25 protein-coding genes are annotated in these 24439 nt (G+C 47.8%); 9 read left to right on the top strand and 16 right to left on the bottom strand.

Annotated features, from left to right (window positions below):
* Window positions 1–143: 143 nt before the first annotated feature.
* From GXP22_03060 to smc, 10 genes are all read right to left on the bottom strand, one after another.
* Window positions 144–563 (bottom strand): DUF2141 domain-containing protein, encoded by a 420-nt coding sequence (locus tag GXP22_03060; protein NOX08465.1) that lies wholly within the window; start codon window positions 561–563, stop codon window positions 144–146.
* Between the two features lie 176 nt (window positions 564–739).
* A complete protein-coding gene (locus GXP22_03055; GenBank protein NOX08464.1) occupies window positions 740–1597 on the bottom strand; it encodes an alkaline phosphatase family protein in 858 nt (285 codons plus the stop codon).
* Between the two features lie 148 nt (window positions 1598–1745).
* On the bottom strand, window positions 1746–2276 hold the full coding sequence (locus tag GXP22_03050; GenBank protein ID NOX08463.1) for a hypothetical protein: 531 nt from the start codon (window positions 2274–2276) through the stop codon (window positions 1746–1748).
* Between the two features lie 79 nt (window positions 2277–2355).
* Window positions 2356–4158, bottom strand: coding sequence for a glycosyltransferase family 2 protein (locus GXP22_03045; protein ID NOX08462.1), 1803 nt, complete (start codon window positions 4156–4158; stop codon window positions 2356–2358).
* 6 nt (window positions 4159–4164) lie between these two features.
* Window positions 4165–5823 carry a thiamine pyrophosphate-binding protein gene (locus GXP22_03040; protein ID NOX08461.1) on the bottom strand — a complete coding sequence of 553 codons (1659 nt, stop codon included), beginning with the start codon at window positions 5821–5823 and terminating at the stop codon, window positions 4165–4167.
* Window positions 5824–5924: 101 nt separating this feature from the next.
* Window positions 5925–6086, bottom strand: a complete 162-nt coding sequence (locus GXP22_03035) for a hypothetical protein (GenBank protein NOX08460.1) — start codon at window positions 6084–6086, stop codon at window positions 5925–5927.
* Entirely contained in the window at window positions 6073–6666 is a 594-nt protein-coding gene (locus tag GXP22_03030) for a hypothetical protein (protein NOX08459.1), read from the bottom strand. The genes GXP22_03035 and GXP22_03030 overlap by 14 nt, the downstream gene beginning before the upstream one ends.
* A gap of 58 nt (window positions 6667–6724) precedes the next feature.
* On the bottom strand, window positions 6725–8725 hold the full coding sequence (gene ligA, locus GXP22_03025; protein NOX08458.1) for an NAD-dependent DNA ligase LigA: 2001 nt from the start codon (window positions 8723–8725) through the stop codon (window positions 6725–6727).
* A gap of 54 nt (window positions 8726–8779) precedes the next feature.
* The gene (zipA, locus tag GXP22_03020) at window positions 8780–9460 is read right to left on the bottom strand and encodes a cell division protein ZipA (GenBank protein NOX08457.1); all 681 of its coding nucleotides are present in this window, start codon (window positions 9458–9460) and stop codon (window positions 8780–8782) included.
* A gap of 12 nt (window positions 9461–9472) precedes the next feature.
* Entirely contained in the window at window positions 9473–12985 is a 3513-nt protein-coding gene (gene smc / locus GXP22_03015) for a chromosome segregation protein SMC (GenBank protein NOX08456.1), read from the bottom strand.
* A gap of 148 nt (window positions 12986–13133) precedes the next feature.
* On the opposite strand from smc, the gene queF reads away from it, so the two are divergent.
* From queF to GXP22_03000, 3 genes are all read left to right on the top strand, one after another.
* The gene (gene queF / locus GXP22_03010) at window positions 13134–13523 is read left to right on the top strand and encodes an NADPH-dependent 7-cyano-7-deazaguanine reductase QueF (GenBank protein ID NOX08455.1); all 390 of its coding nucleotides are present in this window, start codon (window positions 13134–13136) and stop codon (window positions 13521–13523) included.
* 173 nt (window positions 13524–13696) lie between these two features.
* Window positions 13697–14992: an FGGY-family carbohydrate kinase gene (locus GXP22_03005; GenBank protein NOX08454.1), complete on the top strand. Its 1296-nt coding sequence runs from the start codon at window positions 13697–13699 to the stop codon at window positions 14990–14992.
* Between the two features lie 161 nt (window positions 14993–15153).
* Window positions 15154–15843: a transposase gene (locus tag GXP22_03000; GenBank protein ID NOX08453.1), complete on the top strand. Its 690-nt coding sequence runs from the start codon at window positions 15154–15156 to the stop codon at window positions 15841–15843.
* Window positions 15844–15863: 20 nt separating this feature from the next.
* Here GXP22_03000 and GXP22_02995 read toward each other — a convergent pair whose 3' ends face one another.
* Together GXP22_02995 and GXP22_02990 are read right to left on the bottom strand one after the other, a co-directional pair.
* Window positions 15864–17027: a pyridoxal phosphate-dependent aminotransferase gene (locus GXP22_02995; GenBank protein ID NOX08452.1), complete on the bottom strand. Its 1164-nt coding sequence runs from the start codon at window positions 17025–17027 to the stop codon at window positions 15864–15866.
* Between the two features lie 111 nt (window positions 17028–17138).
* Complete coding sequence (locus GXP22_02990; GenBank protein NOX08451.1) at window positions 17139–17906, bottom strand: HAD family hydrolase; 768 nt, start codon at window positions 17904–17906, stop codon at window positions 17139–17141.
* 429 nt (window positions 17907–18335) lie between these two features.
* Here GXP22_02990 and dksA point away from each other — a divergent pair, with 429 nt between their 5' ends.
* The 3 genes from dksA to acs are packed head-to-tail and all read left to right on the top strand — an operon-like array spanning window position 18336 to window position 21566.
* Window positions 18336–18698, top strand: a complete 363-nt coding sequence (gene dksA / locus GXP22_02985; GenBank protein ID NOX08450.1) for an RNA polymerase-binding protein DksA — start codon at window positions 18336–18338, stop codon at window positions 18696–18698.
* Between the two features lie 18 nt (window positions 18699–18716).
* Window positions 18717–19592 (top strand): tRNA glutamyl-Q(34) synthetase GluQRS, encoded by an 876-nt coding sequence (locus GXP22_02980; protein NOX08449.1) that lies wholly within the window; start codon window positions 18717–18719, stop codon window positions 19590–19592.
* A 12-nt stretch (window positions 19593–19604) separates the two neighbouring features.
* Complete coding sequence (acs, locus tag GXP22_02975) at window positions 19605–21566, top strand: acetate--CoA ligase (protein ID NOX08448.1); 1962 nt, start codon at window positions 19605–19607, stop codon at window positions 21564–21566.
* 19 nt (window positions 21567–21585) lie between these two features.
* On the opposite strand, the gene GXP22_02970 is transcribed toward acs, so the two are convergent.
* Entirely contained in the window at window positions 21586–21924 is a 339-nt protein-coding gene (locus GXP22_02970; GenBank protein ID NOX08447.1) for a nucleotidyltransferase domain-containing protein, read from the bottom strand.
* A complete protein-coding gene (locus GXP22_02965; protein NOX08446.1) occupies window positions 21921–22328 on the bottom strand; it encodes a nucleotidyltransferase in 408 nt (135 codons plus the stop codon). The genes GXP22_02970 and GXP22_02965 overlap by 4 nt, the downstream gene beginning before the upstream one ends.
* Before the next feature lie 240 nt (window positions 22329–22568).
* Between GXP22_02965 and GXP22_02960 the strand changes: the two genes are divergently transcribed.
* Window positions 22569–22838, top strand: a complete 270-nt coding sequence (locus GXP22_02960; protein ID NOX08445.1) for a hypothetical protein — start codon at window positions 22569–22571, stop codon at window positions 22836–22838.
* 13 nt (window positions 22839–22851) lie between these two features.
* Complete coding sequence (locus GXP22_02955; GenBank protein NOX08444.1) at window positions 22852–23070, top strand: hypothetical protein; 219 nt, start codon at window positions 22852–22854, stop codon at window positions 23068–23070.
* Window positions 23071–23112: 42 nt separating this feature from the next.
* On the opposite strand, the gene GXP22_02950 is transcribed toward GXP22_02955, so the two are convergent.
* The gene (locus GXP22_02950) at window positions 23113–23274 is read right to left on the bottom strand and encodes a hypothetical protein (protein ID NOX08443.1); all 162 of its coding nucleotides are present in this window, start codon (window positions 23272–23274) and stop codon (window positions 23113–23115) included.
* Between the two features lie 158 nt (window positions 23275–23432).
* Between GXP22_02950 and GXP22_02945 the strand changes: the two genes are divergently transcribed.
* Window positions 23433–23867 carry a bacteriophage CI repressor gene (locus GXP22_02945; protein ID NOX08442.1) on the top strand — a complete coding sequence of 145 codons (435 nt, stop codon included), beginning with the start codon at window positions 23433–23435 and terminating at the stop codon, window positions 23865–23867.
* Window positions 23868–23931: 64 nt separating this feature from the next.
* Here the strand turns inward: GXP22_02945 and GXP22_02940 are convergent, their stop codons facing one another.
* Window positions 23932–24273, bottom strand: coding sequence for a TusE/DsrC/DsvC family sulfur relay protein (locus GXP22_02940; GenBank protein NOX08441.1), 342 nt, complete (start codon window positions 24271–24273; stop codon window positions 23932–23934).
* Between the last annotated feature and the right edge of the window lie 166 nt (window positions 24274–24439).

Below are 24439 nucleotides of genomic sequence, written 5' to 3'. Positions count from 1 at the left end.
ACGACAGAGTGAGGCGCAGACCGAAAGTGCGCCGAATGCGCGGAAGTATAACAGATCAGGCTCAAACAGAGCGAATTATTTCCACCTGCCAATACCAACCCCGATTAAAGCATTTAGCCGTATTTTGTCGATCGACGTCCAGGCTAGTGAACTTTAATTTCTATTGTGATGCTTTTTTGATTTTTCACTTCAAATTTTGAGTCTTCATAATTAGGCTTAAAGCGAGTGTACTCACCACTGTTACCATATGGTTCTTGTGGAATGCCAAAAAATGTGTCCATTTCACTATTATTATTTTTGTCATGTAATACAGAAATAGCATACGTTCCAGCATCAATATTTTTAAATACGACTGAAACACCTTCAATTCTTGCATCGGTAGCCAGCTGTTTTACATCGACTGGTTGAGGGAACGGCTCTTTTTTATCTTGAGGGAACAAAGAAACTCTTATAGACCCTTCGGGTTCTATAATGCCAGAAATATTAACCTGTAGATCTGTTGCACTTGCAGTATTAATTACGACCAATAATGCGGCAGATATAAATATTTGTAGATATCTCATATATATATTTTCACTAAATTCTAATCATGTGTAACGTGTATTTACAATTTAACCATACGTCTTAAGGAATTATACGTCAATAAAATAGCTACAACAGGTTAGTTGTTATTCAAAAACACATCAAGAATTGGAAAATATTCCCTAATAATAATTCGGTATCAAAAGTGTCTTGTCAGCTACCAAGCTCCCATTATTATTTTGTGTTCAAATCGTTCCCGCTCTTCATTCAGTAATAAATTTTCAGTCACCGGTTTACTATGATCAAGAAGTCCCAGTAGTTCACAAACAATACCGCAAATCTCAGTTTGTTTTGGTGCACAACCTGTTTGATGAGAGAAGCGATCGCCAATAACATATAACGGAACATCTCGCTCTTCGGCTAAAGAGCCTCCGTGGCTTTTATCCGTATTCATGCCATGATCCGCAGTAATGATAACCTGGTAACCCGCTTCAATCCAGGCTGGAAGGTATTCAGATAACTCTTTATCGGATCGGCGTGTGGCATTACGGTAATGAGAACTATCAAGTCCAGAGCGATGCCCTGCTTCATCAATACTCATAGGGTGAACCAATAGAAAGTCAGGATCGTAACGGCGACGTAATAATTCAGCATCAAGGTACAAATGACCGTCAGGGTATTGCCCATCGTGGTAAAAAGAACCATATTGGATGAGTTGTTCGGTATTGACGGTATGGCGGTCTCGTACAGGATTGTAAGGGCTTTCGTTGTACAGCTCGCTGAACCAATGAAATGCAGCAGCAGCGGTAGACAATCCCGCTTCACGCGCCAAACTAAAAACACTTTGTTGGTTGGAGTTACGTACCACCTGGTTGTGAACGATTCCACTAACGGCGGGTGTCACGCCCGTCAGAATGGTCTCGTAGAGTGGGCGAGACATCGATGGTAATTCGCATTGTACCTTGTAAAGAGTCGCCCGACCTTGCTCACCTAACGACTGAACAAACCCCATACATTGTTCGGCAGTCTTATACGCTAAACCATCAAGAACAATGAGTATTACTTTGTCTGTCATGATATACACTCCGAATACAGAATATTAAGAAGTATACGTAAGTTTTATAACAAATAAGTGACACTAAAAAGTCATTTTGATGACAGAGGACCTGACTTCATGCGTAAAATAAATGCTCGGGGTAATTATAATGTAATATGCATCCTACCTACGAAGCATTATGGATAATATCCCATTCTGCCAACGCTTGTTCTAGGTTACCTTCGGCAGCAATCCTGTCCCAGAACATAGAAAAATCAGCCTTGGCGGTTTCCAGTTGGAAACTCATTGTTCTTGTTTTGTCTCTGAGGAATAACTCAATATTACTCTCAACGGTATCAATATAATCCCGTGCCACTGTATTGGTTGCCTGAACCTCTTGCCCACCCATGAGGATACCTTCTCGATAGGCCTTCATAATACCAAAGTCTGCACGTCGGGAAAAACTTGCCGTAGTATCCTCCACCGCCCTGACCAAATGTACATAAAACGCCTGATCACCATAGGCCAGGTCAAGCCTGCCCAGTAACCATGACAATCGATTATCGGCTTCGATATGTTGATCGGGATAGGCTAGTCGTTCCTGTCCAAGTGTTGTAACTCTGGATTCATGGGCTGCGGTATAATTAGCGATATGCTGGCAGGCCTTGATAAAGCTCGTCGAACCACATCGTCCGGTATTTAATATAAAAATATTCATTCACTATTATCCAGTTAATAGATCCCCGCATGCGCGAGGATGACAAGATCGAAGCTATCGTGAGAATAACACCCTGGATTTAATCATCAGCCAACATCTGCTGCCAGTCATCACGATTTTTGGCATACCCCATAATAGCCTGCAGGATCTCTTGATGATGCATTGCCTTGTTCTCCTCTGACTCAATCATGGTATAGGCCGGTGAATTTCTGCCAAAATTATGTTCTATATTATCAATAAACTTCCCGAAGTCTGCCCTTGCCTGATCCAACTCCGGGGCATCACTCCACCAATGATGCTGATCATAAAATAAACCCTTCAACAAATTTATCTTCTCTATAATCTGTTGCTGCTTTTGCCGGTATTGTTGAGACATCCTTACCTCGGTATCAAACAGGCATTGCTCTATCTGTTCCGCCGGAATCATCTGTGTCGGATAACCCTGCGCGGTCAATGTCTCCATGCTAAACAACATGACATCACCGAAAAACTGCCGCTCAAATTCCCCGGATAAATCAACCCTGTTCTGTTGTCGATCAATACCCGGTCTGAATTCTGACTCACCAATAGCCTGTATCGTGCGCTTATGTAGCATGGGTAAATTAGCCGAGACAAAACCCTCACTTATCTCCGCCTTGATAATACGCCCAAGTACTGGCCCTGCCATACGTAACTTCAAGTGGGCAAAGGGAATAAAATACTTCAATACAGCGGGTCTGAAGATATAGTTACCCGTATAGATTGTTCGTGCCGGTTTAATACCTGCCGATAGATCCTCATGCTGGTAATAACTCTTGCGTGTTGGATGCTCACCATCAAAGAAGTGATTCAACTGTTCAGAAAACTCCTTAAAACAAGCGCTATGATCATGTTCACCCTGAGTTGAACAGGCATAATCATAGTGCTTTGATACCGACTTGAAACCCAATAGGTCCGCCATATCATGATAGGCAGCATCATCGACCCCGGTCACGTTAATCGGATGAAACTGGCAGACCTGGCTGGATGAATAATCCCTCATACGCTTCAAAAAGTGAATCACATCATCCATAAAATTAGCCGCCATTACCGAGGGGGATACCGGTGGATCACCCACGACCTTACCGGTTAATATCGAGACATCTGTATTGGAAAATATTTGATCCAAATGATAGAAATAATTAATTGCATAGCAATCCCTGCCCCCATCAACTGTTGCTACCTTGACCCTGAACTCCTGATCACTATCGATAAAATAAAACAATACCCGTTCATCCCTGGCTGCAAGCTGACGCAACTTGAGGTAGCTGATATTACGCATAATAGACGCGCCCTTGTGAGAAAACACTGAGGCATGGCCATCACCAATAATCGGGGCAAGCTGTTGCTGTTGATCCATGGTCAAGTCAGCGATCTGTTGCCTCTGCTCATCCTGTCCATAATAAATTGTCTGTAGCCCCTGCTGATTAAAATATGCCGCAATCTGCTGGTGCTGATCGATGTTATCCCATCCAGCACTATCATCAGCAATCAACACCTGTAAACGGGTATAGCCGTACAAGCGACACAGCGACAACAGGCTATCAAGACAGGTTTTTAGATGTTGTGGACGATCCGCCACCGGAATCACGATGATAAAACGATGACGATCATCCTGTCCCTTGCCCGCAATATGCCCTTCCATCTCCTGAAACAACTGCTGATAAGGCTCAAGCAAGGCCTCATCAAGCCCCTGCGCCCAGAGCCGTTGTTCAATCAGCGGGATGACGGCATGATAAAGAGACAACAGATCATCACTACCCCGGTTAACCGCATGCAGGCGAGTATGCAGATCATCAAACACCGCATCTCCCGCATAGCGGGTAAGAAAATAATCCAGTCGCGGACAGAGATTAGCAGACATTCGCTATTATCTTTTTGAGATATAACCGGGAAACAGGTCTTTATCAATCATGATCTCGATCAGATTAATCGAGCCAGTAAGATCCATTGAAGTAAACATCGGTTCAATATCATCTATAGTTTCAATACGTCGATAATGGATACCAAAGGATTGTGCTAACACTTCATAATCAGGATTAATAAAATCACAATTAATAAAACGCTCTTCATATTGCTGATACTGATTCTTTCTGATCAGCCCCATGGTGGAGTTATTAAACATAATAATGGTGATCGGGATCTGGTAATTCACCGCCGTCATAATCTCCATGCAACACATCTGAAACCCTCCATCACCCAACACCGCAAACACCGTTTGTTCCCTGGCAAAACGAGCACCAATGGCAGCCGGTATGGCATGCCCCAGCGAAGACACACCTGAGTTTGGATAATAAGTATTGGCTGCGGATACCCTAAAGAAATTCTGAGCAAAGATAATATTGTCATCAAATAACATCATATCCTGCGGAAAATGGGTCTCCAAACAGGTAAAAAATGCCTCAACCAGGGCAAACTGATGCCTAAAGACTCCGGCATCACTGTTCGGATCGGTATCCATCAACATCTCGGGCAGTTGATCCAACACTCTGGGCCCCACTCCCTGTTGCTGAATACGACTCGACACCGCCTCCAGCACTGCCTTGATATCACCCTGAATAGCAAGATCAGCGGTAAATACTTTCTCCAGTTGTTCCTCATCGTAATCAACCTGAACAACCCTCTTTTGCGCCAACAAGTCTTTATCCCACACATAACTGGTGCGCTCATTAAATGCCGCACCAAGGATAATTAATAGATCCGCCTGCTCAACAATATAATCGCGTGCTGGGCCATAGGACGTCACACCCAGACTACCCAATGACAACGGTGACTGTTCACTGATGATACCCTTGCCCTTCAGACTACTGGCAACCGGAATCGCCATTGTCTCACTAAGGGCGGCCACCTGTTGTTCTGCCCCGGAGTGAATACATCCATAACCGGCGATAATAACCGGCGCCTTCGCCTCAATCAGAAGATCAGCAAAGCGAGCAATAACCTGAGCCCCACCCACGCTGGCATCAATGTTTTTCTCCGTCCTGATATTATCCAGCAAGGTCTCATCCACCATCTCTTGCTGGAGATTAAAAGGAAAACTCAGCAACACCGGCCCCGGGTTATTCGACAACAGAATCTTTGCCGCACGATTCAGCACATTGGTTAAATAATCGGTACGTTGAATAATACTGTGGTAACGAGTAATCCCCTTGAATAGGGATGATTGGTCGATACTGCCCCCCTCACCCGAACTCTCCTGCAAACCACCCTTACCAAAGATATGAGTCGAGGTCTCACCAGTAATAATCAGCATCGGTAGTTTATCAACATAGGCATTCGCCACACCCGTCACCAGATTGGTCGCACCCGGCCCCGCCGTGGTAATACAAGCACCAATACGACCCGATGCCCGCGCATAACCGCCCGCCATAAAGGCAGCACCCTGTTCATGCTTGGCTAATACAGTGGTAATATCCGAGTCATACAGACAATCATAAACCGGCAGAATGTGCGCACCCGGCATACCAAAGATGGTATCAATCCCCAGACGTTGCATATATCGAACAATTAATTTACTGACTGTAATCATTACAGATTCATCTCAAAACAAGCGTTGTTGGGTTACGATGCGCTCAGTGTGAGCTTTGGGTAAACCCAAGCCACATAAAACATAAGCTTAAATGGGTTATATCATTTATTATCAGGTAGTTGATCGGCAGGTACTTTTGAAGGCATTTTGCTTTCCCCCATCACCGCATACTGACCAAGCAGGCGTTTACGCTGCAAGCTTTCTTGTATCGCCTGGCTTAAAGCCTTTAGTGCTCGTTTGGTACGTTCTTCAGTTTGCGTCACTGTTCGCCTCCTTTAGTAAAGCATGGTATAGATTGTTATTTAAAATATGTAACCCTTCACTGTCTTGTGTGAATACGGGCTCGGGTTCTATAGACTGATTATTAAAACAGATTACTTCATCACAAAGCCCAGCGTAATCATGTATGAGGTTTTTCAGGCTACGGGGGAATCTTCGACGGATGTCTATATCAGGAATATTGTGTCCACCATGAGCAACACGCTCCCGCACGCGGCTCACAGACCACTCTACATTGGGTAAAAAAAGATAAAACAAAACCACTCGCCAATTGTCCTGCTTTAACTGACGAATCAGTTTTAGATAGGTTCTCCCAGACAAGGTGGTTTCAAATGCAAAACTCTGGCGTTTTTTAATAAACTGGTTTATTTCTTTTAACAACAAACGCGAAGCCATAATTTTTTCACGTTCAGGTTGCAAGGGCGAAAGACCAGCTGCAATTAAATCTGCATTCACAAAATTATTGCATTTTTCCACATCCGGCAGATAACGTAAGGCAAAGGTTGTTTTACCGGCACCATTGGGCCCGGCAACAATAAAACAGGTTGGTTGTTTATTTTGCATGTTCACGTTGTTTATCTTACCGCAGAGGCTATTGTTTTTACATTTATCATTTCTCAAATTAATCCAACATCCCCATCAATTCATCTTCAGTCAAAATACTAACCCCTAGCTCCTGTGCCTTGGTATATTTTGAACCCGGATCGGTTCCGGCCACCACATAATCCGTCTTCTTCGACACACTAGCACTCACCTTTGCCCCTTTGGCTAGCAATTGATCCTTCGCCTCATTACGCTTGATATGCTCCAGGGTACCGGTCAGGACGAAGATCTTGCCCTTTAATGGCTGTTCAATCATCACTTCTTCATCAGGCCATTGCACACCCGCTTCTTGCAGTTGCTGGATCACTTCAAGATTATGCGGTTGATGAAAGAAACCGGCAATATGCTGTGCCATCACGGGGCCGATACCATCGATCACCTGTAGTTTTTCCTCAGTGGACTCCATCAGGGCCTCAAGACGACCGTAGTGTTGCGCCAGAATACGCGCACTGGTCTCACCCACTTCACGAATGCCCAGGGCAAACAGGAAACGGGGCAGGCTGGTCTGCTTACTTTTTTCCAGCGCATCCAGCAGGTTTTGTGCCGATTTTTCAGCCATACGATCCAGTTCGGCGACATCTTCAATACGCAGTTGATAAAGATCAGCCACTGTCTTGATCAATCCCTTGTCAACCAACTGTTCCACAATCTTGTCACCCAGACCATCCACATCCATGGCACGACGCGCTGCAAAGTGCTTGATTGCCTCCTTGCGCTGGGCACCACAGAACAGTCCACCACTACAACGCATCACCGCCTCACCCTCGGCTCGCAGAACCTCGGAACCACAGACCGGGCAATGGGTGGGCATGACGAAGGCTTGGGTATCATCCAGCGGACGTTGCCCCAACACCACACTCACCACTTCAGGAATCACATCACCGGCACGACGTACAATCACCGTATCACCCACGCGCACATCCTTGCGCCGAATTTCATCCTCGTTATGCAAGGTGGCATTAGTGACCGTGACCCCGCCAACAAAAACAGGTTCAAGACGTGCCACCGGGGTAATCGCCCCGGTACGTCCTACCTGCACATCAATCGCCAGCACCGTGGTGATCGCCTCCTGTGCCGGAAATTTACGCGCAATCGCCCAGCGCGGGGCGCGGGCAACAAAGCCCATCTCTTGTTGCTGATCGAGGCGATCCACCTTGTACACCACACCATCAATATCAAACGGCAGTTGTTCACGCTGCCCGGTCATCCACTGGTAATGATCCAGACAGGCTTGCTGTCCATTGAGTCTCTTTATGCCAGGGTAGACCCGCATCCCCCAAGCGCGTAATTGATCCAGACGCTCACTATGACGATCAGCCATATCACCCTCGACATAGCCCACGCCATAGCAATACATCTCCAGTGGACGCGTCGCGGTAATACGCGGATCAAGCTGGCGCAGACTCCCTGCTGCGGCATTGCGCGGATTGGCGAAAGGCTTCTGGTCTTGCTCCAACGCTTGCCGATTAAGACGCAAAAAACCCTCATGTGAAATATAAACTTCACCTCGTATCTCTATGATATTTGGCAGGTTGCATCCTAATAAACTCAAAGGTATTGAAGGAATGGTACGAATATTAACCGTCACATCTTCACCCGTAGAACCATCACCACGAGTGGCTGCCCGTACCAATACACCCGCTTCATACAGTAAGCTAATCGCCAGCCCATCGAGCTTGGGTTCAGCCACATAGTCTACCGACTCCACTTCCAGACGCTCACGCACACGACGATCAAAATCGAGAAACTCCTCATCGGAAAAGGCATTGTCTAACGATAACATCGGCAGTCGATGCTGCACCTGGGAGAAGTTTTCCAATGGTTTGCCACCGACACGTTGCGTGGGTGAGTCTGGCGTAATCAGATCGGGATGGGCTCGCTCTAATTCCTGTAGTTCACGTAACAGACGATCATATTCAGCGTCAGGGATATCAGGGGCATCCTGCATGTAATAAAGATTGTCATGATGACGAATCGTCTCCCGCAGATTATGCAGCCTTGATTTTAGCTTTAAATTCATTGATGCCTTGTTAATTTGTTATTTTCGTGTGGCTTTGATGGTGCGTGGTACGCACTACATTAGTCTCAAACGATAGGCCACCACCTCATCACGCAAATGGTCATGCGTCTGTTGCAGGAAAGCACTGCGATGATCATCCAGCACTTCACCATGCAGACATTCGGCTAGTTTTCTGGCGGCTACGACCATTTGATCAAACACCTTAAGCTCATCCATCAAACAAGGCATCTGCAAGAAAAGACTCAGGCCGGGGGTGCTGAATTTATCCATCGTATCGATATCAAAGGTCCCCGGTTCCACCACATTGGCGACACTAAATAGACTGTTACCGGCACTCGTCCCATGTGGATAGGCATGATAAATATTCATATCACCGTAACAAAGACCTGTCTGCTGCATCGCCTGCTGTATATCCTTGCCGGTGAAAAACTGCCCGGATTGTGCCACCACATACAGGACGATCAGCTTTTCTTCCTGCGCTGTGGCGGGCATATCCTGTTCTGTAAATAAATCATCCGACAAAGGTGCTGGAGCCACCTGATCGTCATAATCATCCAGCAAATCAAGCTCATCTTCTTCCTGCTGCAGATCGCCTAACGCGGGATCCGTGTGCCGCATTCGTGCAATCGCCTCAGCACGCTGATTGCGCTCCTGATAAGCCAGCATTCCACGGCGCAACAGAACGATCACGACAATAGCCGCAAGTACAAAAAAGCCCCACCCCATTACACCCATGATTGATTCATCCTATGCCGCAATGATCTTCGTTGCCTCGGCAATATCCACCGTCACTAGACGGGAGACACCCGGCTCACTCATAGTCACACCGCTCAGCTGATGCGCTAATTCCATAGTAATCTTGTTATGCGTAATAAAGATAAACTGCACGTGCTCGGACATTTCCTTGACCATGGCACAAAAACGTCCAACATTGGCCTCATCCAGCGGTGCATCCACCTCATCCAGCATACAGAAAGGCGATGGATTCAGTTCGAAAATAGCAAACACCATCGCTACTGCGGTTAACGCCTTCTCGCCACCCGATAATAAATGAATGGTACTGTTACGCTTACCCGGTGGTCGCGCCATCACGGTGACACCGGTATCGAGAAGATCATCCCCGGTCAACTCAAGATAGGCATGGCCACCACCAAATAAACGTGGGAACATCGCCTGCAAACCGATATTCACCTTATCAAAGGTTTCTTTAAAGCGTGTACGGGTCTCGCGGTCAATCTTGTGGATCGCCTCTTCCAGGGTCTCCAGCGCCTCCACCAAATCAGCATTCTGTGCATCCAGGTAGGTCTTGCGTTCCGACTCTTCCTGAAATTCATCAATCGCTGCCAGATTAATCGGCCCCAGACGCTGTATCCGTTGCGCCAGACGTTCTGCCTCTGCCTCCCATTTATCCAACGCGGCATCCTCGGGCATGGTCTCGAGCAAGGTTTCCAATTCAAAATCGGTCTCGACAATCTGTTCCAGCAGGGTCTTGGCACGCACCACACTCTCCTGACTGGCCATGCGTTCCTGCGCCAACTGATCCCTGGTCACTTGCACCTGTTGTTCCTTTTGCCCGCGTGCCTGTTCATTATTGCGCAGGTCATGCTCGGTGCTTTCAACCTTGCGCCGCGCCACCACTAACTCTGCTTCAACCTCGGAACGTAACTGTAGTTTCTGTTCCAGATCACGCTCCTGCTCCTGTAGCGGTGTCTCACTCTCATCCAGCACCTTACGCAGATCATCACGCCGGGTCTGTAGATGATTACGTTGCCCCTGCATACGTCCAAGCCCTTGCTCAATCGCCTCATGCGAGGTCTTCATAGAACCAATATTCAAGGCAATCGCATGCGCCTTGTCACGATCCGACTGCGCACTGGAACGTGACTGCTCCAGTTGCTCACGCAGTTGTTCACGTCGTTGCTGAAAAATAGTTCGCTCCTGTTCCAGCTGATCCATTGCATCCAATGCCTGCTGCAGATTCACCTGTGCCTGTGCCAGTGCCTCACGATCCTGGGTCTGACGCTGTTGTAATTCACCACTGTCAGTGGATAGATTATCCAGACGCTTACTCACCTGCTCCTGACGTGAACGTCGGGCATTGATCTGTGCATTCAACTCACTGACATGGCGATGCGCCTGATTCACCTTGATCTGTAAATCTTCACGCTGCCGCTCACTTGTCTGTATATCCAGTTGGGTCTGTTCGAGTATCTGGGTCTGGCTCTCGACCAACTGTTTTTGCTCATCAATCTGTGTAGCCAGAGAGGTGATCTCTTTCTCACGCTCCAGTACCCCGGCCTTTTCATCAACATCGCGGGTGACCCGCAACCAACCCGCACTCAACCAGATACCCTGACGCGTAATCACCGACTCATGCGCCTGTAGTGAAGAACGCAAGGCAAGTGCCTGTGCCAGATCCTCAGCCACATACACCCCGCCTAACAAACTCGACATCGACCAGGGTGCTTGTACCAGGTCAGATAATGCCTTGGCATCGGTCGGTGTGGTTATCGATGATGCGGATGTGCCGGTATCAAATAACGCCAACACACCTTCATCCAATTCATTAAGACTATCAGATAACTTATTAATATCATTAACACAAACCGCTTCCAAATAAAAACCGAGAACGGTCTCAACCGCCTTTTCCCAACCAGACTCAACCTGTATCTGCTGTGCCAGACGCGGTGCCTGAGCCAGACCACATTTATCCAGCCAGTGACTAATCGAGGAATTACTCTGCCCCAGGGCGGCCTGCTGCAGTGCATCCAGCGAGGTCTTGCGACCACGAAGATCCTGCTGCTTGCCACGCGCCTCATCCAGTTGCGAGGAATGTTGATGGCGACTCTTACGCGCTTCATCAATATGCTGACGCAGTGCCACCATTTTTTCATCCAGCCCCTGACTATCCTTTTCAGCCTCACCTTGCTGTTGCAATAGATCCTGCAATAGTGATTCCAGATCCTCACCCTGTAGAGATTCCTGCTCCGCCTCCATCTTTGCCAACTGCTCTTGCAGTTGTTTCAACTGACGTTCCAGATGATCAATACGGGTACGTTCAACCTGGGCACGCTGTGCCGGTTCTGCGGCACGCTTGTTATAATCTTCCCACTCGGTCTGCCAGCTCTGCATCGCCTGTTCAACCTGCCTCAAGGCATCACCCGAAGTCTGTTCGGCGACCCGCAACTGTTCCAGCTCAGGCTCTCGCTGCTTCAGATTATCCATCAGTTCTTGCAGACGTTCGCCATCATGCTTGATATGTGCCAACAGCTCATTCCAGGCCTGTTCCATTTGCGTGAGTTCCTGCTGCTGACGTTGGCGATTAGATTTACCATGCTGGATGGTCTCCTCGACACGCGCAATATCCGCGCCCAGACCATAGAAACGTCCCTGCACCTCATTTAATACATCGTTCTCAGAAATGAGTTCGCTGCGTCCCTTTTCAATCTCGGCCTCAATCGCACGTTGTTCCGCAACCACCGCCTCTAGTGCCGTCTCCTGTTCCTTGATGCGCTGCTGAAAACGCTGGTTATCCGTATCCTGTGCCTGGTAACGCAAGGCCAATAACTCTGCACGAATCTTGCGTTCCTGCTGCCTGAATTCCTTGTAGCGTTCAGCGGTTTTGGATTGACGCTGCAACTTCTCCAACTGCTTTTCAATCTCATCAATCAGATCTTGCAGACGATCCAGGTTATCACGCGTATGACGAATCCGTTTCTCGGTCTCCTTACGGCGCTCCTTATACTTGGAGATCCCCGCAGCCTCTTCCAGATAGACCCGCAGATCCTCAGGCCGCGCCTCGATCAGACGTGAGATCATGCCCTGTTCAATAATGGAGTAACTACGTGGTCCAAGACCGGTACCGAGGAAGATATCGGTAATATCACGCCGACGACACTTGGTGCCATTCAGAAAATACTGCGAATGACCATCCCGGGTCACCTGACGCTTGATGGATATCTCGTTATATTGTGCATATTGACCACCAATACGACCCTCACAATTATCGAAGATCAGTTCAATCGAGGCCTGCCCCACCGGTTTACGCGCCGATGAACCATTAAAGATGACATCCGCCATCGACTCACCACGCAGGTGCTTGGCCGAGCTCTCACCCATCACCCAACGCACCGCATCAATAACATTGGATTTACCACAGCCATTCGGCCCGACAATGCCAATCAGGTTGCTAGGGAAATCAATCGTGGTCGGATCAACAAAGGACTTGAATCCGGCTAATTTTATTTTTGATAGTTGCATGGAGAGCGACAATACAAAGGACAGTAAAAATAGGCAAGTAAGAATTTTTCACCTTACGAACTATCAATAGCTTGCGTGTTATTTGTTATGTAAAAAATAGAAAATAGGGCATAATAGCCTCTGTAATTTTTAATATGAATGGAACGACATGAGCACACAAGCAAGCAAAGAACTGGAAACCTTCCCCAACCCTCACCCACAGCGCGACTACACCATCCGTATCGACGTGCCCGAATTCACCTGCCTGTGCCCCAAGACCGGGCAACCGGACTTTGCCACCCTCAATATCGCCTATGTACCGGATCAGGCCTGTGTCGAGCTGAAATCCCTCAAGCTCTACACCTGGTCCTTCCGTGAGGAGGGAGCCTTCCATGAGGATGTCACCAACCGGATACTGAGTGATCTAGTCAAGGCCTGCAACCCCCGCTTCATGCGCCTGACCGCTGAGTTTAATGTCCGTGGTGGCATCTATACCACGGTTGTAGTGGAACACCGCAATCCGGACTGGGTGGCACCAGAAGCGGTGCAGCTGCCATAAACCATAAACCGGGGTCAGACCACGGTTTCCGGGGTTCTGCGACATCAACCGCTGTGGTACGTGCTCGATGGGGACAGAGCCAAAAACCGGCTCTGTCCCCGGGTTGTGCGGGTCTGAGGTCACACTAAACCGGGGACTGATCTTAGGTCTGTTCCCATCGAGCACTTAATAGCATGAACACTTCTCAGCAACCCGCCACTTGGCTTGGCATTGATATCGGCACTTCGGCCTGTCGCATCTGCCTAATTGACGAACAGGGGCATATCCTTGCCCAGACACGTCAAGACCTACCCCCATCCCGGCAACAGGGTAATGAGGTCGAACAGGATCCTGTTGATTGGTGGCAGGCACTGGATACCTGCCTCAGTGAACTGGGTCAACAATATCCACTACAGAACCTACAGGCCATCGCCCTTGATGGCACCTCAGCCACTCTGTTGCTGTGCGATGCCCAGGGAACCGTTCTCAGCCCGGCACTGATGTATAACGACCAGCGTGCACAGCAACAAGCGGCACAGATACAGGCACTGGCAGCCAACCACAATACCGCAGCCAATGCCTTCTCCAGTCCCACCTCCAGCCTGGCAAAACTACTCTGGCTGATCCAGCACGACAAACCCATCACCCCCTTCAAGGCCCTGCATCAGGCCGACTGGCTGACTGGTCATCTGTGTGGTGAATTCCACCACAGCGATGCCAATAACAGCCTGAAACTAGGTTATGATTCTACTTTAAGTTCATGGAATAACCTATTGTTTATAATTGGAATAGATAAGGATAATCTGCCGGATATTCATCTGCCAGGCCAGACTATCAAGAGAATACTTCCCACGCTTGCCAAACGCTGCAATATCAACCCAAAGTGTCAAATCAAGGCGGGCACCACCGACAGTACGGCGGCCTTTATTGCCACCGGCAGCTGTCAGCTCGGTGACGCCGTTACTGCCCTTGGCAGCACCCTGGTGATCAAGATACTGTCAGATCAACCGGTATTTGCCTCTGACTACGGGGTCTATAGTCATCGACTTGGGGATCAATGGCTGGTGGGCGGTGCCTCCAATAGTGGTGGCAACGTATTGAGCCAGTTCTTTAACAATAATGAGATTCAACGCCTCAGCCAACTGATTGACCCACAACAACCCTGCGGACTGGATTATTATCCCCTACCCTCAGTTGGTGAACGTTTCCCGCATAACAACTCACACAAGCAACCCCAGCTTGAACCACGCCCGGCTGACGACTACCTGTTCCTGCAAGGGATGTTCGAGGGTATCGCCGATATCGAATATCAGGGCTATCGCCGATTAGAACAATTAGGCACACCCTACCCCAAGCGAATACAGACCATCGGTGGTGGCGCTAATAATAAAATATGGCAACAGATTCGTAGCCAACGGCTAGGCATCCCTGTACAGCCAGCCAAACAACAGGAGGCCGCCTATGGGGCAGCGCTGTTGGCAAAGAAGTAAACCGGGGACAGACCACGGTTTATTAGCGAAGCATTTCCAAAAAGATGGTAATATAAACCCAAGCAAAAGTATTGGATCACATTTAGTGCGCACTTCTGTTGTTCCAGTTACTGTGGTGCCCAGTTCACAAAAACATCTAATCAATCAAGGAAGATTGCATTATGCCAAGACGACCTCGTATTGTGTTACCTGACACGCCTTTACACATCATTCAACGTGGCAACAACCGTCAACCCTGTTTTTACACCAAAAATGATTATCTGTTTTATCTGGATTGGCTGAAAGAATACGCCGAATTAAGTGTATGTTCTATTCATGCCTACGTCCTCATGACCAATCATGTTCATTTACTACTTACGCCACATAAAAAAGATTCTGTTAGTATTTTAATGAAACGTCTGGGACAGCACTATGTTCAGTATATTAACCGCTCACATCATCGTAGCGGCACATTGTGGGAAGGCCGATTCCGTTCCTGCATCACACAAGAAGAAAATTACATCCTTAACTGCTACCGCTATATAGAATCAAATCCAGTACGAGCATACATGGTCAAGCACCCCGAAGAATATCAGTGGTCCAGTTATCGAATTAATGCACTAAATGATAACTCTGATTTGATTACACCACACGATATTTACAAAGGTCTTGGTCACGATGATAACCACCGCAAACAAAACTATCGCAAACTATTTCAACATCCGATTGACACTGAAATACTTGATAACATCCGTTCTGCAACCAATGGTAACTTTGCATTAGGAACAGACCATTTCAAAGCACAGATTGAATCAATCCTTGGCCGCAGGGTGATGCCGGGGGAATCTGGTCGTCCCAGAAAAAACAGCTAAAACCGTGGTCTGTCCCCGGTTTAAAAAAACTGCCGCAAACGCGCTACCCCTTCCTTTAACCGCTCCATACTCGTGGTATAGGAAAAACGCACATGGGTTGCTGACTCATATTGACCAAAATCCAGACCGGGGGTAATCGCAACACCGATCTCTTCTAACAAAGTATTGGCAAGAGCCATACTGTCATCACTAAATTGTGAACAATCGGCATAAATATAAAAAGCACCTTGTGGCACTACCGGAATAGCAAAACCGATCTCTCGCAGAGCCTCAACCAGATAATCCCGACGTTTTCGAAAGTCATCGCGCCGTTGCTGCAGAATCTCTTGCGTCTCCGGTTTAAAGGCAGCCAGTGCGGCATACTGCGCGGGAGTTGGTGCCGCTAGAAACAGGTTTTGTGCCAGTTTATCCAGCTCTGGCACATAATCCGTCGGTGCCACCAGCCAGCCCAGTCGCCAACCGGTCATGCCATAGAACTTGGAAAAGCTATTCACCACAAACAAATCATCGGCTATCGACAATGCGGTTTGCACACCGTCTTCATAGACCAAACCATGATAGATCTCATCAACAATCAAACGACCTTGCCGCACACTCACTTCATCATATAACCGCTGAAGATGACCCATAGTAATCAAACTACCCGTGGGATTTGAGGGTGATGCCAACATTAAAGCCGTGGTCTGCTCATCCCAATGCTGCTGTAGCTGTTCACACGTTGGTTGATAATTCGATGCCGCCGTCACTGGAATGGCACTCACCTCACCCCCCAACAAATAAACAAAATTACGATTACAGGGATAACCGGGATCGGTCATCATTACTCGCTTACCGGTATCCACCAGCGTTGCCAGTGCTAACAACAAGGCCCCTGATGAACCCGGTGTAATAATGATACGTGCGGCATCGACGGACACTCCATAGTTTTGTTGATAGCTACCCGCAATCGCCTCACGCAAGGCAGGTAGACCCAGTGCTGGAGTATAGTGGGTATGCCCTTGTGCCAGAGCCTGCTGACCAGCCTCCACAATCGGCACTGGTGTCGCAAACGCCGGCTCACCAATCTCCATGTGGACGATATCTCGTCCAGCCGTCTCCAACGCACGCGCACGCGCCAGCAGATCCATCACATGAAAGGGCTGAATCCGATCAAGATGAGAGGCAAGAGGAAATGGTTTTTTCATTAACTACTGACCTATCCTGAAAAAATTAAACCACAGAGGTTTTTGGTGCGTAGTACGCACCCTACCCTGTGGCATATATCAGGTAGGGCGCGCACTGCGCACCAATACCCCTCATCCACCTACGACCCCACGCAAACAATTCAGATCCACCATACCTTCCTTCACCACACCTTCACCAGCAATCACCTGATTAGCCTGTCCCGGCTCACCCAGGTGATCCACCACCAGGGCGGCACCGGTAAAATCATTGCCCTGACAATAATGGCTCACGGTAATCACCGTAGGGATACCACTACCGGTACCCATCGCTGAACGCAGACCATTACTGGAATCCTCCAGGGCTACACATTGCGCAGGCTCCAGTTTCATTTCACGCAAGGTATATTCATAGATATCCGGCGCTGGTTTTTTATCCGGCACCATAGAACCAGCAGCAATCACCTCAAACCAGCTCATACTATCGGGATGCAGGCTCGCCGTTAACAGGGCTTCAACATTCGCCAGGGTCGTGGTGGTCGCAATGGCCAGACGCACACCCGCCGTCCGTGCCTCTTCAATTAAACGCCGAACCCCCGGACGCAGTTGAATACCCCCTGCTGCGGTAGTCGAGGTATAAACCTCTGTTTTAACCTTATGCAACCCAGCAATAAAGCCATCCAGATCATCCGGGCGTGAAAAAGCAGTATTATGCTCATCCAGATACAGGCGAATACGTTCCTTACCACCGGATATTTCCAGTAACACACCATATAATTTCTCTGACCATACCCAATCCAGTCCTGCACGCTTAAACGCCTCATTAAAAGAGATACGATGCACCTCCTCTGTTTCCGCCAGGGTACCATCAACATCAAATAATATTGCTTCCAGATCACTCATTGACTCAATTTCTCCAACATAAATTAAAGTAATTTCTATATGATACGCTAAAAATACAGACAAAAACCGCACCTTTTATCCAGAGAAGCTACAGATCAAAGCATCAATAATACTTGACTCAGACCAGCTCTGCGATGAAACTAGGGCGTTTGATAAAGCCTGATTATTTGCAATACAGAATTTCAGCAGGAGAAGTACATGCCAACGAAGAAGAAAGCGGCAGCTAAAAAGACCATGCCAAAAAAGGCTAGCACAATAAAAAAATCGGCGCCTGAAAAGGTGGTAGCTAAAAAGGAGGCTCCAAAAAAGGCTGTGGCGAAGAAAACCGCTCCCAAGAAGGCTGGCACGACTAAAAAACGTGCCGTCAGCACCGATACCCCATTGAATCATGGCATTTCTCCCTACAAAGAGAAAAAAGGCGAAGAATACATGAACCCTGATCAGGTTGAGCACTTCCACAAGATCCTGCTCACATGGAAGAGTGAGTTAATGGAGGAAGTGGATCGCACCGTACATCACATGCAAGATGATGCGGCTAACTTTCCTGATCCCAATGATCGTGCCACCCAGGAGTCCGAGTTCAGCATGGAGCTGCGTACTCGTGACCGTGAACGCAAACTGATCAAGAAGATTGATGAATCCATTGAATTACTGGAACACGAAGACTACGGATACTGTGACTCCTGTGGTGTCAAAATTGGTGTGCGCAGATTAGAAGTACGCCCAACAGCAACCCTCTGTATCGACTGTAAGACCCTTGATGAGATCCGTGAAAAGCAGTCTCGCATGTAACACATCAACAGGGTAGCAGTGAAACAATATACCGGTAGATTCGCCCCTTCTCCAACTGGTGATCTACACTTCGGCTCACTGATCAGCGCACTCGCCAGCTTTCTTGATGCCCGTGCACAACAGGGCAAATGGCTTGTCCGTATTGACGATCTGGATCGCGAACGAAGCATTTCAGACAGTGCTGATAACGTCCTGCGTAGCCTGGAACGTCTCAGCCTGCACTGGGACGATTCAGTCCTCTATCAACGCCCACGCAGCGATATCTACCAACAAGCATTACAACAACTCATCGACCAGTCCAGAGTATTTCCTTGCACTTGTTCACGCCATGATATCCGTCAACAGGAAAACAACCTCTATCCCGGTACCTGCCATAACAGGCCTTTCGATCCTCGACATAAACAGAGCTGGCGCCTGTATGCCCATGACCGAATCATCCGCTTTAACGACCGCCTGTTTGGTAATTACCAACAGAACATCAAGCAGGATATCGGTGACTTTGTTATTGTCCGAGCCGATGGCACCAGTAGTTACCATCTGGCTACCGTCATTGATGACCATGAACAAGGCATCACGCATGTGGTACGTGGCCACGACCTGATAGACTCCACACCCCGGCAGATACTCCTGCAACAAACCCTGACCCTGCCTACTCCCCGTTATCTACACATCCCTGTTGCCATTAACGCCGTGGGTGAAAAACTGGGTAAACGCCACCAAAGCCTGTCCCTGGATCAACAAAGCCCTACCGGATTGATTCTGGATGCGTTACGATTCCTGCATCAAGCACCGGAACAGGCGCTGGAAGAAGCATCACTCGAAGAAATTCTGGCGTGGGCTATCCAACATTGGAATGTAAAGACTATCCCCGCTAACGGTACACAACAAATTTAACAAGGAACCAAGATGTCAGAAAACAAGGTCTATCAAGCATCCGACGAATTTATTGCTCATGCACTCATTGATAATGATACTTATCTGCGTATGTATCAGGAATCCATTGATGACCCTGACAACTTTTGGGCAGCACAGGCCACACAACATCTGGACTGGTTTCAACCCTGGGACAAGGTCTCTGAACAAGATTATCACAAAGGCCATATTCGCTGGTTTGAGGGCGGTAAACTCAATGTCTGCCATAACTGCGTAGATCGTCACCTGGAAACCCGCGCTGATCAGACCGCCATTATCTGGGAAGGCGATGATCCCGGCGACTCACTCAATATCAGTTATCGGGAACTGCATGAGCAAGTCTGCCGCTTCGCCAATGTACTCAAACAACGCGGCGTTAAAAAAGGAGATCGTGTCTGCATCTATATGCCGATGATCCCGGAGGCCACCATGGCAATGCTCGCCTGCGCCCGTATCGGTGCAGTGCACTCTGTCGTCTTTGGTGGCTTCTCTCCTGAATCATTAAAAGATCGTATTCTCGACTCGGATTGTCGTCTGGTCATCACCGCAGATGAAGGAGTGCGTGCGGGCAAACACATCCCGTTAAAGGCCAATACTGATCGCGCCCTGGAGTCCTGCCCCAATGTCCACACCACCCTGGTGATCCGTCGTACCGGTGGTGATATTGACTGGCATAACACCCGCGATGTCTGGTATCACGAGGCTATAGCCACTGTCTCCGCAGACTGTCCGGTAGAGATCATGGATGCCGAAGACCCCCTGTTTATCCTTTACACCTCCGGTTCCACCGGCAAACCCAAGGGCGTACTCCATACTAGCGGGGGTTATCTACTCTTTGCTGCCATGACTCATCGTTATGTATTCGATTACCACGATGGCGATATCTACTGGTGTACCGCCGATGTCGGTTGGGTGACCGGCCACTCCTATATTGTGTATGGCCCATTAGCCAATGGTGCCACCACTCTGGTATTTGAGGGTGTCCCCACCTATCCCAATGCCTCACGTTTCTGGGATGTGATCGACAAACATCAGGTCAATATCTTTTATACCGCCCCCACTGCCATCCGCGCACTCATGTGTGAAGGTAACGAACCGGTTACGCGTACCAGCCGTCAATCACTGCGTTTATTAGGCAGTGTTGGCGAACCCATCAATCCAGAAGCATGGGAATGGTATTACCGGGTTGTCGGTGAGCAACGCTGTCCAATTGTCGACACCTGGTGGCAAACCGAGACCGGCGGCATCCTCATCACCCCATTACCCGGTGCTTCCCGCTTAAAACCCGGCTCGGCAACCCGTCCCTTCTTTGGTATAAAACCGGCACTGGTTGATAGTGAAGGTGCTTTTATTGAAGGAGCCAGCAATGGCAACCTGGTCATTACCGGCTCATGGCCTGGGCAGATGCGTACCCTCTACGGCGATCATCAGCGTTTTATTGATACCTATTTCAGCACCTATCCAGGGCTCTACTTTACCGGTGACGGTGCCCGTCGTGATGAGGATGGTGATTACTGGATTACAGGGCGCGTCGACGACGTACTGAATATATCGGGGCATCGTATGGGCACCGCTGAGGTCGAAAGTGCACTGGTGCTGCATGAAGCCGTAGCAGAAGCCGCCGTGGTCGGCTTCCCACACGATATCAAAGGTCAGGGCATCTATGCCTACGTTACTCTGATTAAAGGCATAGAGACCTCGAATGAGCTACTCAATGAACTGATTGCCCTGGTGCGCCAGGAGATAGGAGCGATTGCCAAACCGGATATCATTCAGTGGGCCCCCGCCCTGCCGAAGACACGCTCCGGCAAGATCATGCGTCGCATCCTGCGCAAGATTGCTGCCAACGAGATCGACCAATTAGGCGACACCTCAACCCTGGCAGACCCTGCCGTGGTCGATGATCTGATTGCTAACCGAATAATCATCGATAGCGTTTGCCAACCACACGCATAAACCGGGGACAGACCACGGTTTATGTCAATAAACCGTGGTCTGTCCCCGGTTTAAAAAACAGGATGCCGACACGTTGAATATGATCAACGAGATCCTGATTTTCGATAGTGAGATACAAGCAAAGATCAATCTTGTAGGGTAACAGCAAATCATCCAAGTCATTTTCTATTCGGGTCAGTTGTGATTGACTCAGCAGATCACCCATAATTGTTAAATCAATATCAGAGCCGTTACGATAATCACCTTTCGCACGGGAACCATATAAAAAAACCTGATCAATCTCTGGATACCCGGAAAACACCTGTTGTATTTTTTTTATTGTTTCAACTGACAGACCAGTCGATTGCAGCTCACTCACAGCTTACGCAACTTCTTCTCAAACACCAGAAACAGGGGATAATATGCTGAAGTAGTTTTCTCTATCACCTCGTTAACAGTGGCCTCATCATAAGTATGCACTGCCTTGTTACGGGTCTTTATCATATCCATCCAGACATCACCATCACTGATCAGGTTGTTCTGAAAGGCCTCACGGGTTGCATCCCGGGAACCCATAATACTCGCATCACCCTGATAGATAAAATAATCCCGCATCACCTTCCATGCCAGCTCATGAGTAAACTCAAAGGTCTTGACGAAGCCCTGTTTTTCAAGATTAGTCAACGCACGCTGTTGCCGAATATTAACCGCCTCTGTCAACTGAGCCAGCGCATTAGAAAAACTCTGAAAACGCTGTCGCCAACGAATATCTACATCACCCATCCTGTCACCCTGCCATTATGAGGATAGTATAGCAATTCCTTCAACGTGTAGACCCCAAAAAATAAAAAGTGTAATAAATACCAACTTTTATTACCCATATCTTTACAGTTCATCCATCTCCCATTTATTGATATATATAACACATTGATAGCAATCAAAAAAATACATTAAAATGATTATTGCTTTATTTCCTAGTAGATTAAAATAAATGAGACTCTGGGCCAAAAGGAGAATAAGACAATGAAACACCCACTATCTTTTATCTATTGCCTGATACTTACTTTGTGTATCCAGTCAACAGTGGCCGCGACCCGTTCCTTTGACAATGGCGCAGGTAACAACGACTGGTTCAATAGCACCAACTGGTTATCGAACAGTACGCCCGCAGAGACAGACAATCTTTATGTGCGTCTGTGGGCACCGGTTGCGAACAGCAATGTGATCACAGATGGTGGTGGTTCCATCGCCCTGGAGAGCACAAAGGGTTCCACCTCAGTATGCCGGAAATAGCTTTGACCTCCTGGTGGCAGAAACCATCATCGGAGAATTTAGCCTCATCAATCTAAGTCTACTGGATGCCGGTCTGATATGGGATCTGACCTATATCTTGGATGATTTCGGCACCGACATCCTGCGTCTCAGTGTACTATCCACCTCTGCCGTACCGATTCCATCCGCCATCTGGTTGTTCGGCTCCGGTCTCATTGGTCTTATCAGCATGGCGCGACGACGGAAATCATAGAAGATAAACAGGGACAGACCTCAGGTCTATCCCCTTATGCTTCTAACTAATTTTGAGTAAAGATCTCCAACACTGACTCAGACTGTAGCTAATCAAATAGGCCGCCCAAACCACTTCCTTATCGCTGTCCTTATCAACATCCAACAGCAGTGTCTGTAATTCAACGATCTCACGGTGTAATTTTTCTCTATCCTTAATCTTCATCGCATCTCTCCATGATTTGCACTAACAACACCAATACACATCTCTGTGCTATTATTTATAACTTATTGATATTTATAGCTAAAATATTACATAATATATGTAGTTATTGCATATATTATGTAATTCATTATACATATAATATGCAAGCGGTGTAAAGATTGAACAAATCAGAGTTAAAAATACGGGATATTTTCGATCGCATACGTGAACGTGAAGGCGTGCAAAGTGACAGCGATCTAGGTGACATACTCCATATAAGTCCTCGCAATATAGTCGACCGTAAACAGCGTAATTCAATCCCCTGGGATGAGTTGTACCAATATAGTCAGGTTAAAAACATCTCCTTCGACTGGCTAATTAAGGGTCAGACCGTGATCCTTGAAGGCGATACCCTCTATACCCTGCCAACCAATCAGGACATCATCTACACCCTGGCGGCACAGATTTATCAAACAATAAATGATGAACAGCGCATACTCAGCACAGAGAAGTTTCAACGTATCCTGCAACTATTGCACCGTGAGATGATTGATCACAAATTAAACCAGGTGCCAACAGCAAAGATTCGAGAGATCATACACCTGGCAGAGTAAAACCGGGGACACCACGGTTTATTCGGTTTATGTCAATAAACCGTGGTCTGTCCCCGGTTTTGCACTAATCGTCAGGCTGGGGCATGGGCAGACCGGCAAGTTTGCACAACTCATGGACAGGATCATTGTTGAATAAACTATAGATATGCTGTTCATAGGCCTTCTGCTCATGAAAACGCACATTCTTTCGGCCCAGATCTCGAACCATCTGATGCATGGTCGGAGCTGCCATATTGGCGATATGACTTTCACGGAAGTAATAAATTAGCTCCCAGTGATCATTATAGAGTTTCAGATTATCACGCTCGGCAATCTCTGAGGCATAGTCTTCGCTCCAGTCGGCCATATTAAAAAGAAAGCCCTGGTAATTCGTTTCAATCGTTCGTCCAGCAATGTTCAAGGTCATACCCCAATCTCCTGTCAGCTTATAATACCTTATTATTTTAGTATGGTATTAATGATTGTCAAGATTATAGGTGCAAAAAAAAAGGTGCGCATTGCGCACCATTGTTAAAACCGGGGACAGACCACGATTAACCCCAGCGTGCCTATGGTACGCTGGGGTTAATCGT

The sequence above is a fragment of the Gammaproteobacteria bacterium genome (assembly GCA_013151035.1).
Lineage (GTDB): Bacteria > Pseudomonadota > Gammaproteobacteria > JAADJB01 > JAADJB01 > JAADJB01.
Note: the sequence above shows the minus strand (reverse complement) of the source record. Positions and strands in the feature narration are given on the sequence as shown.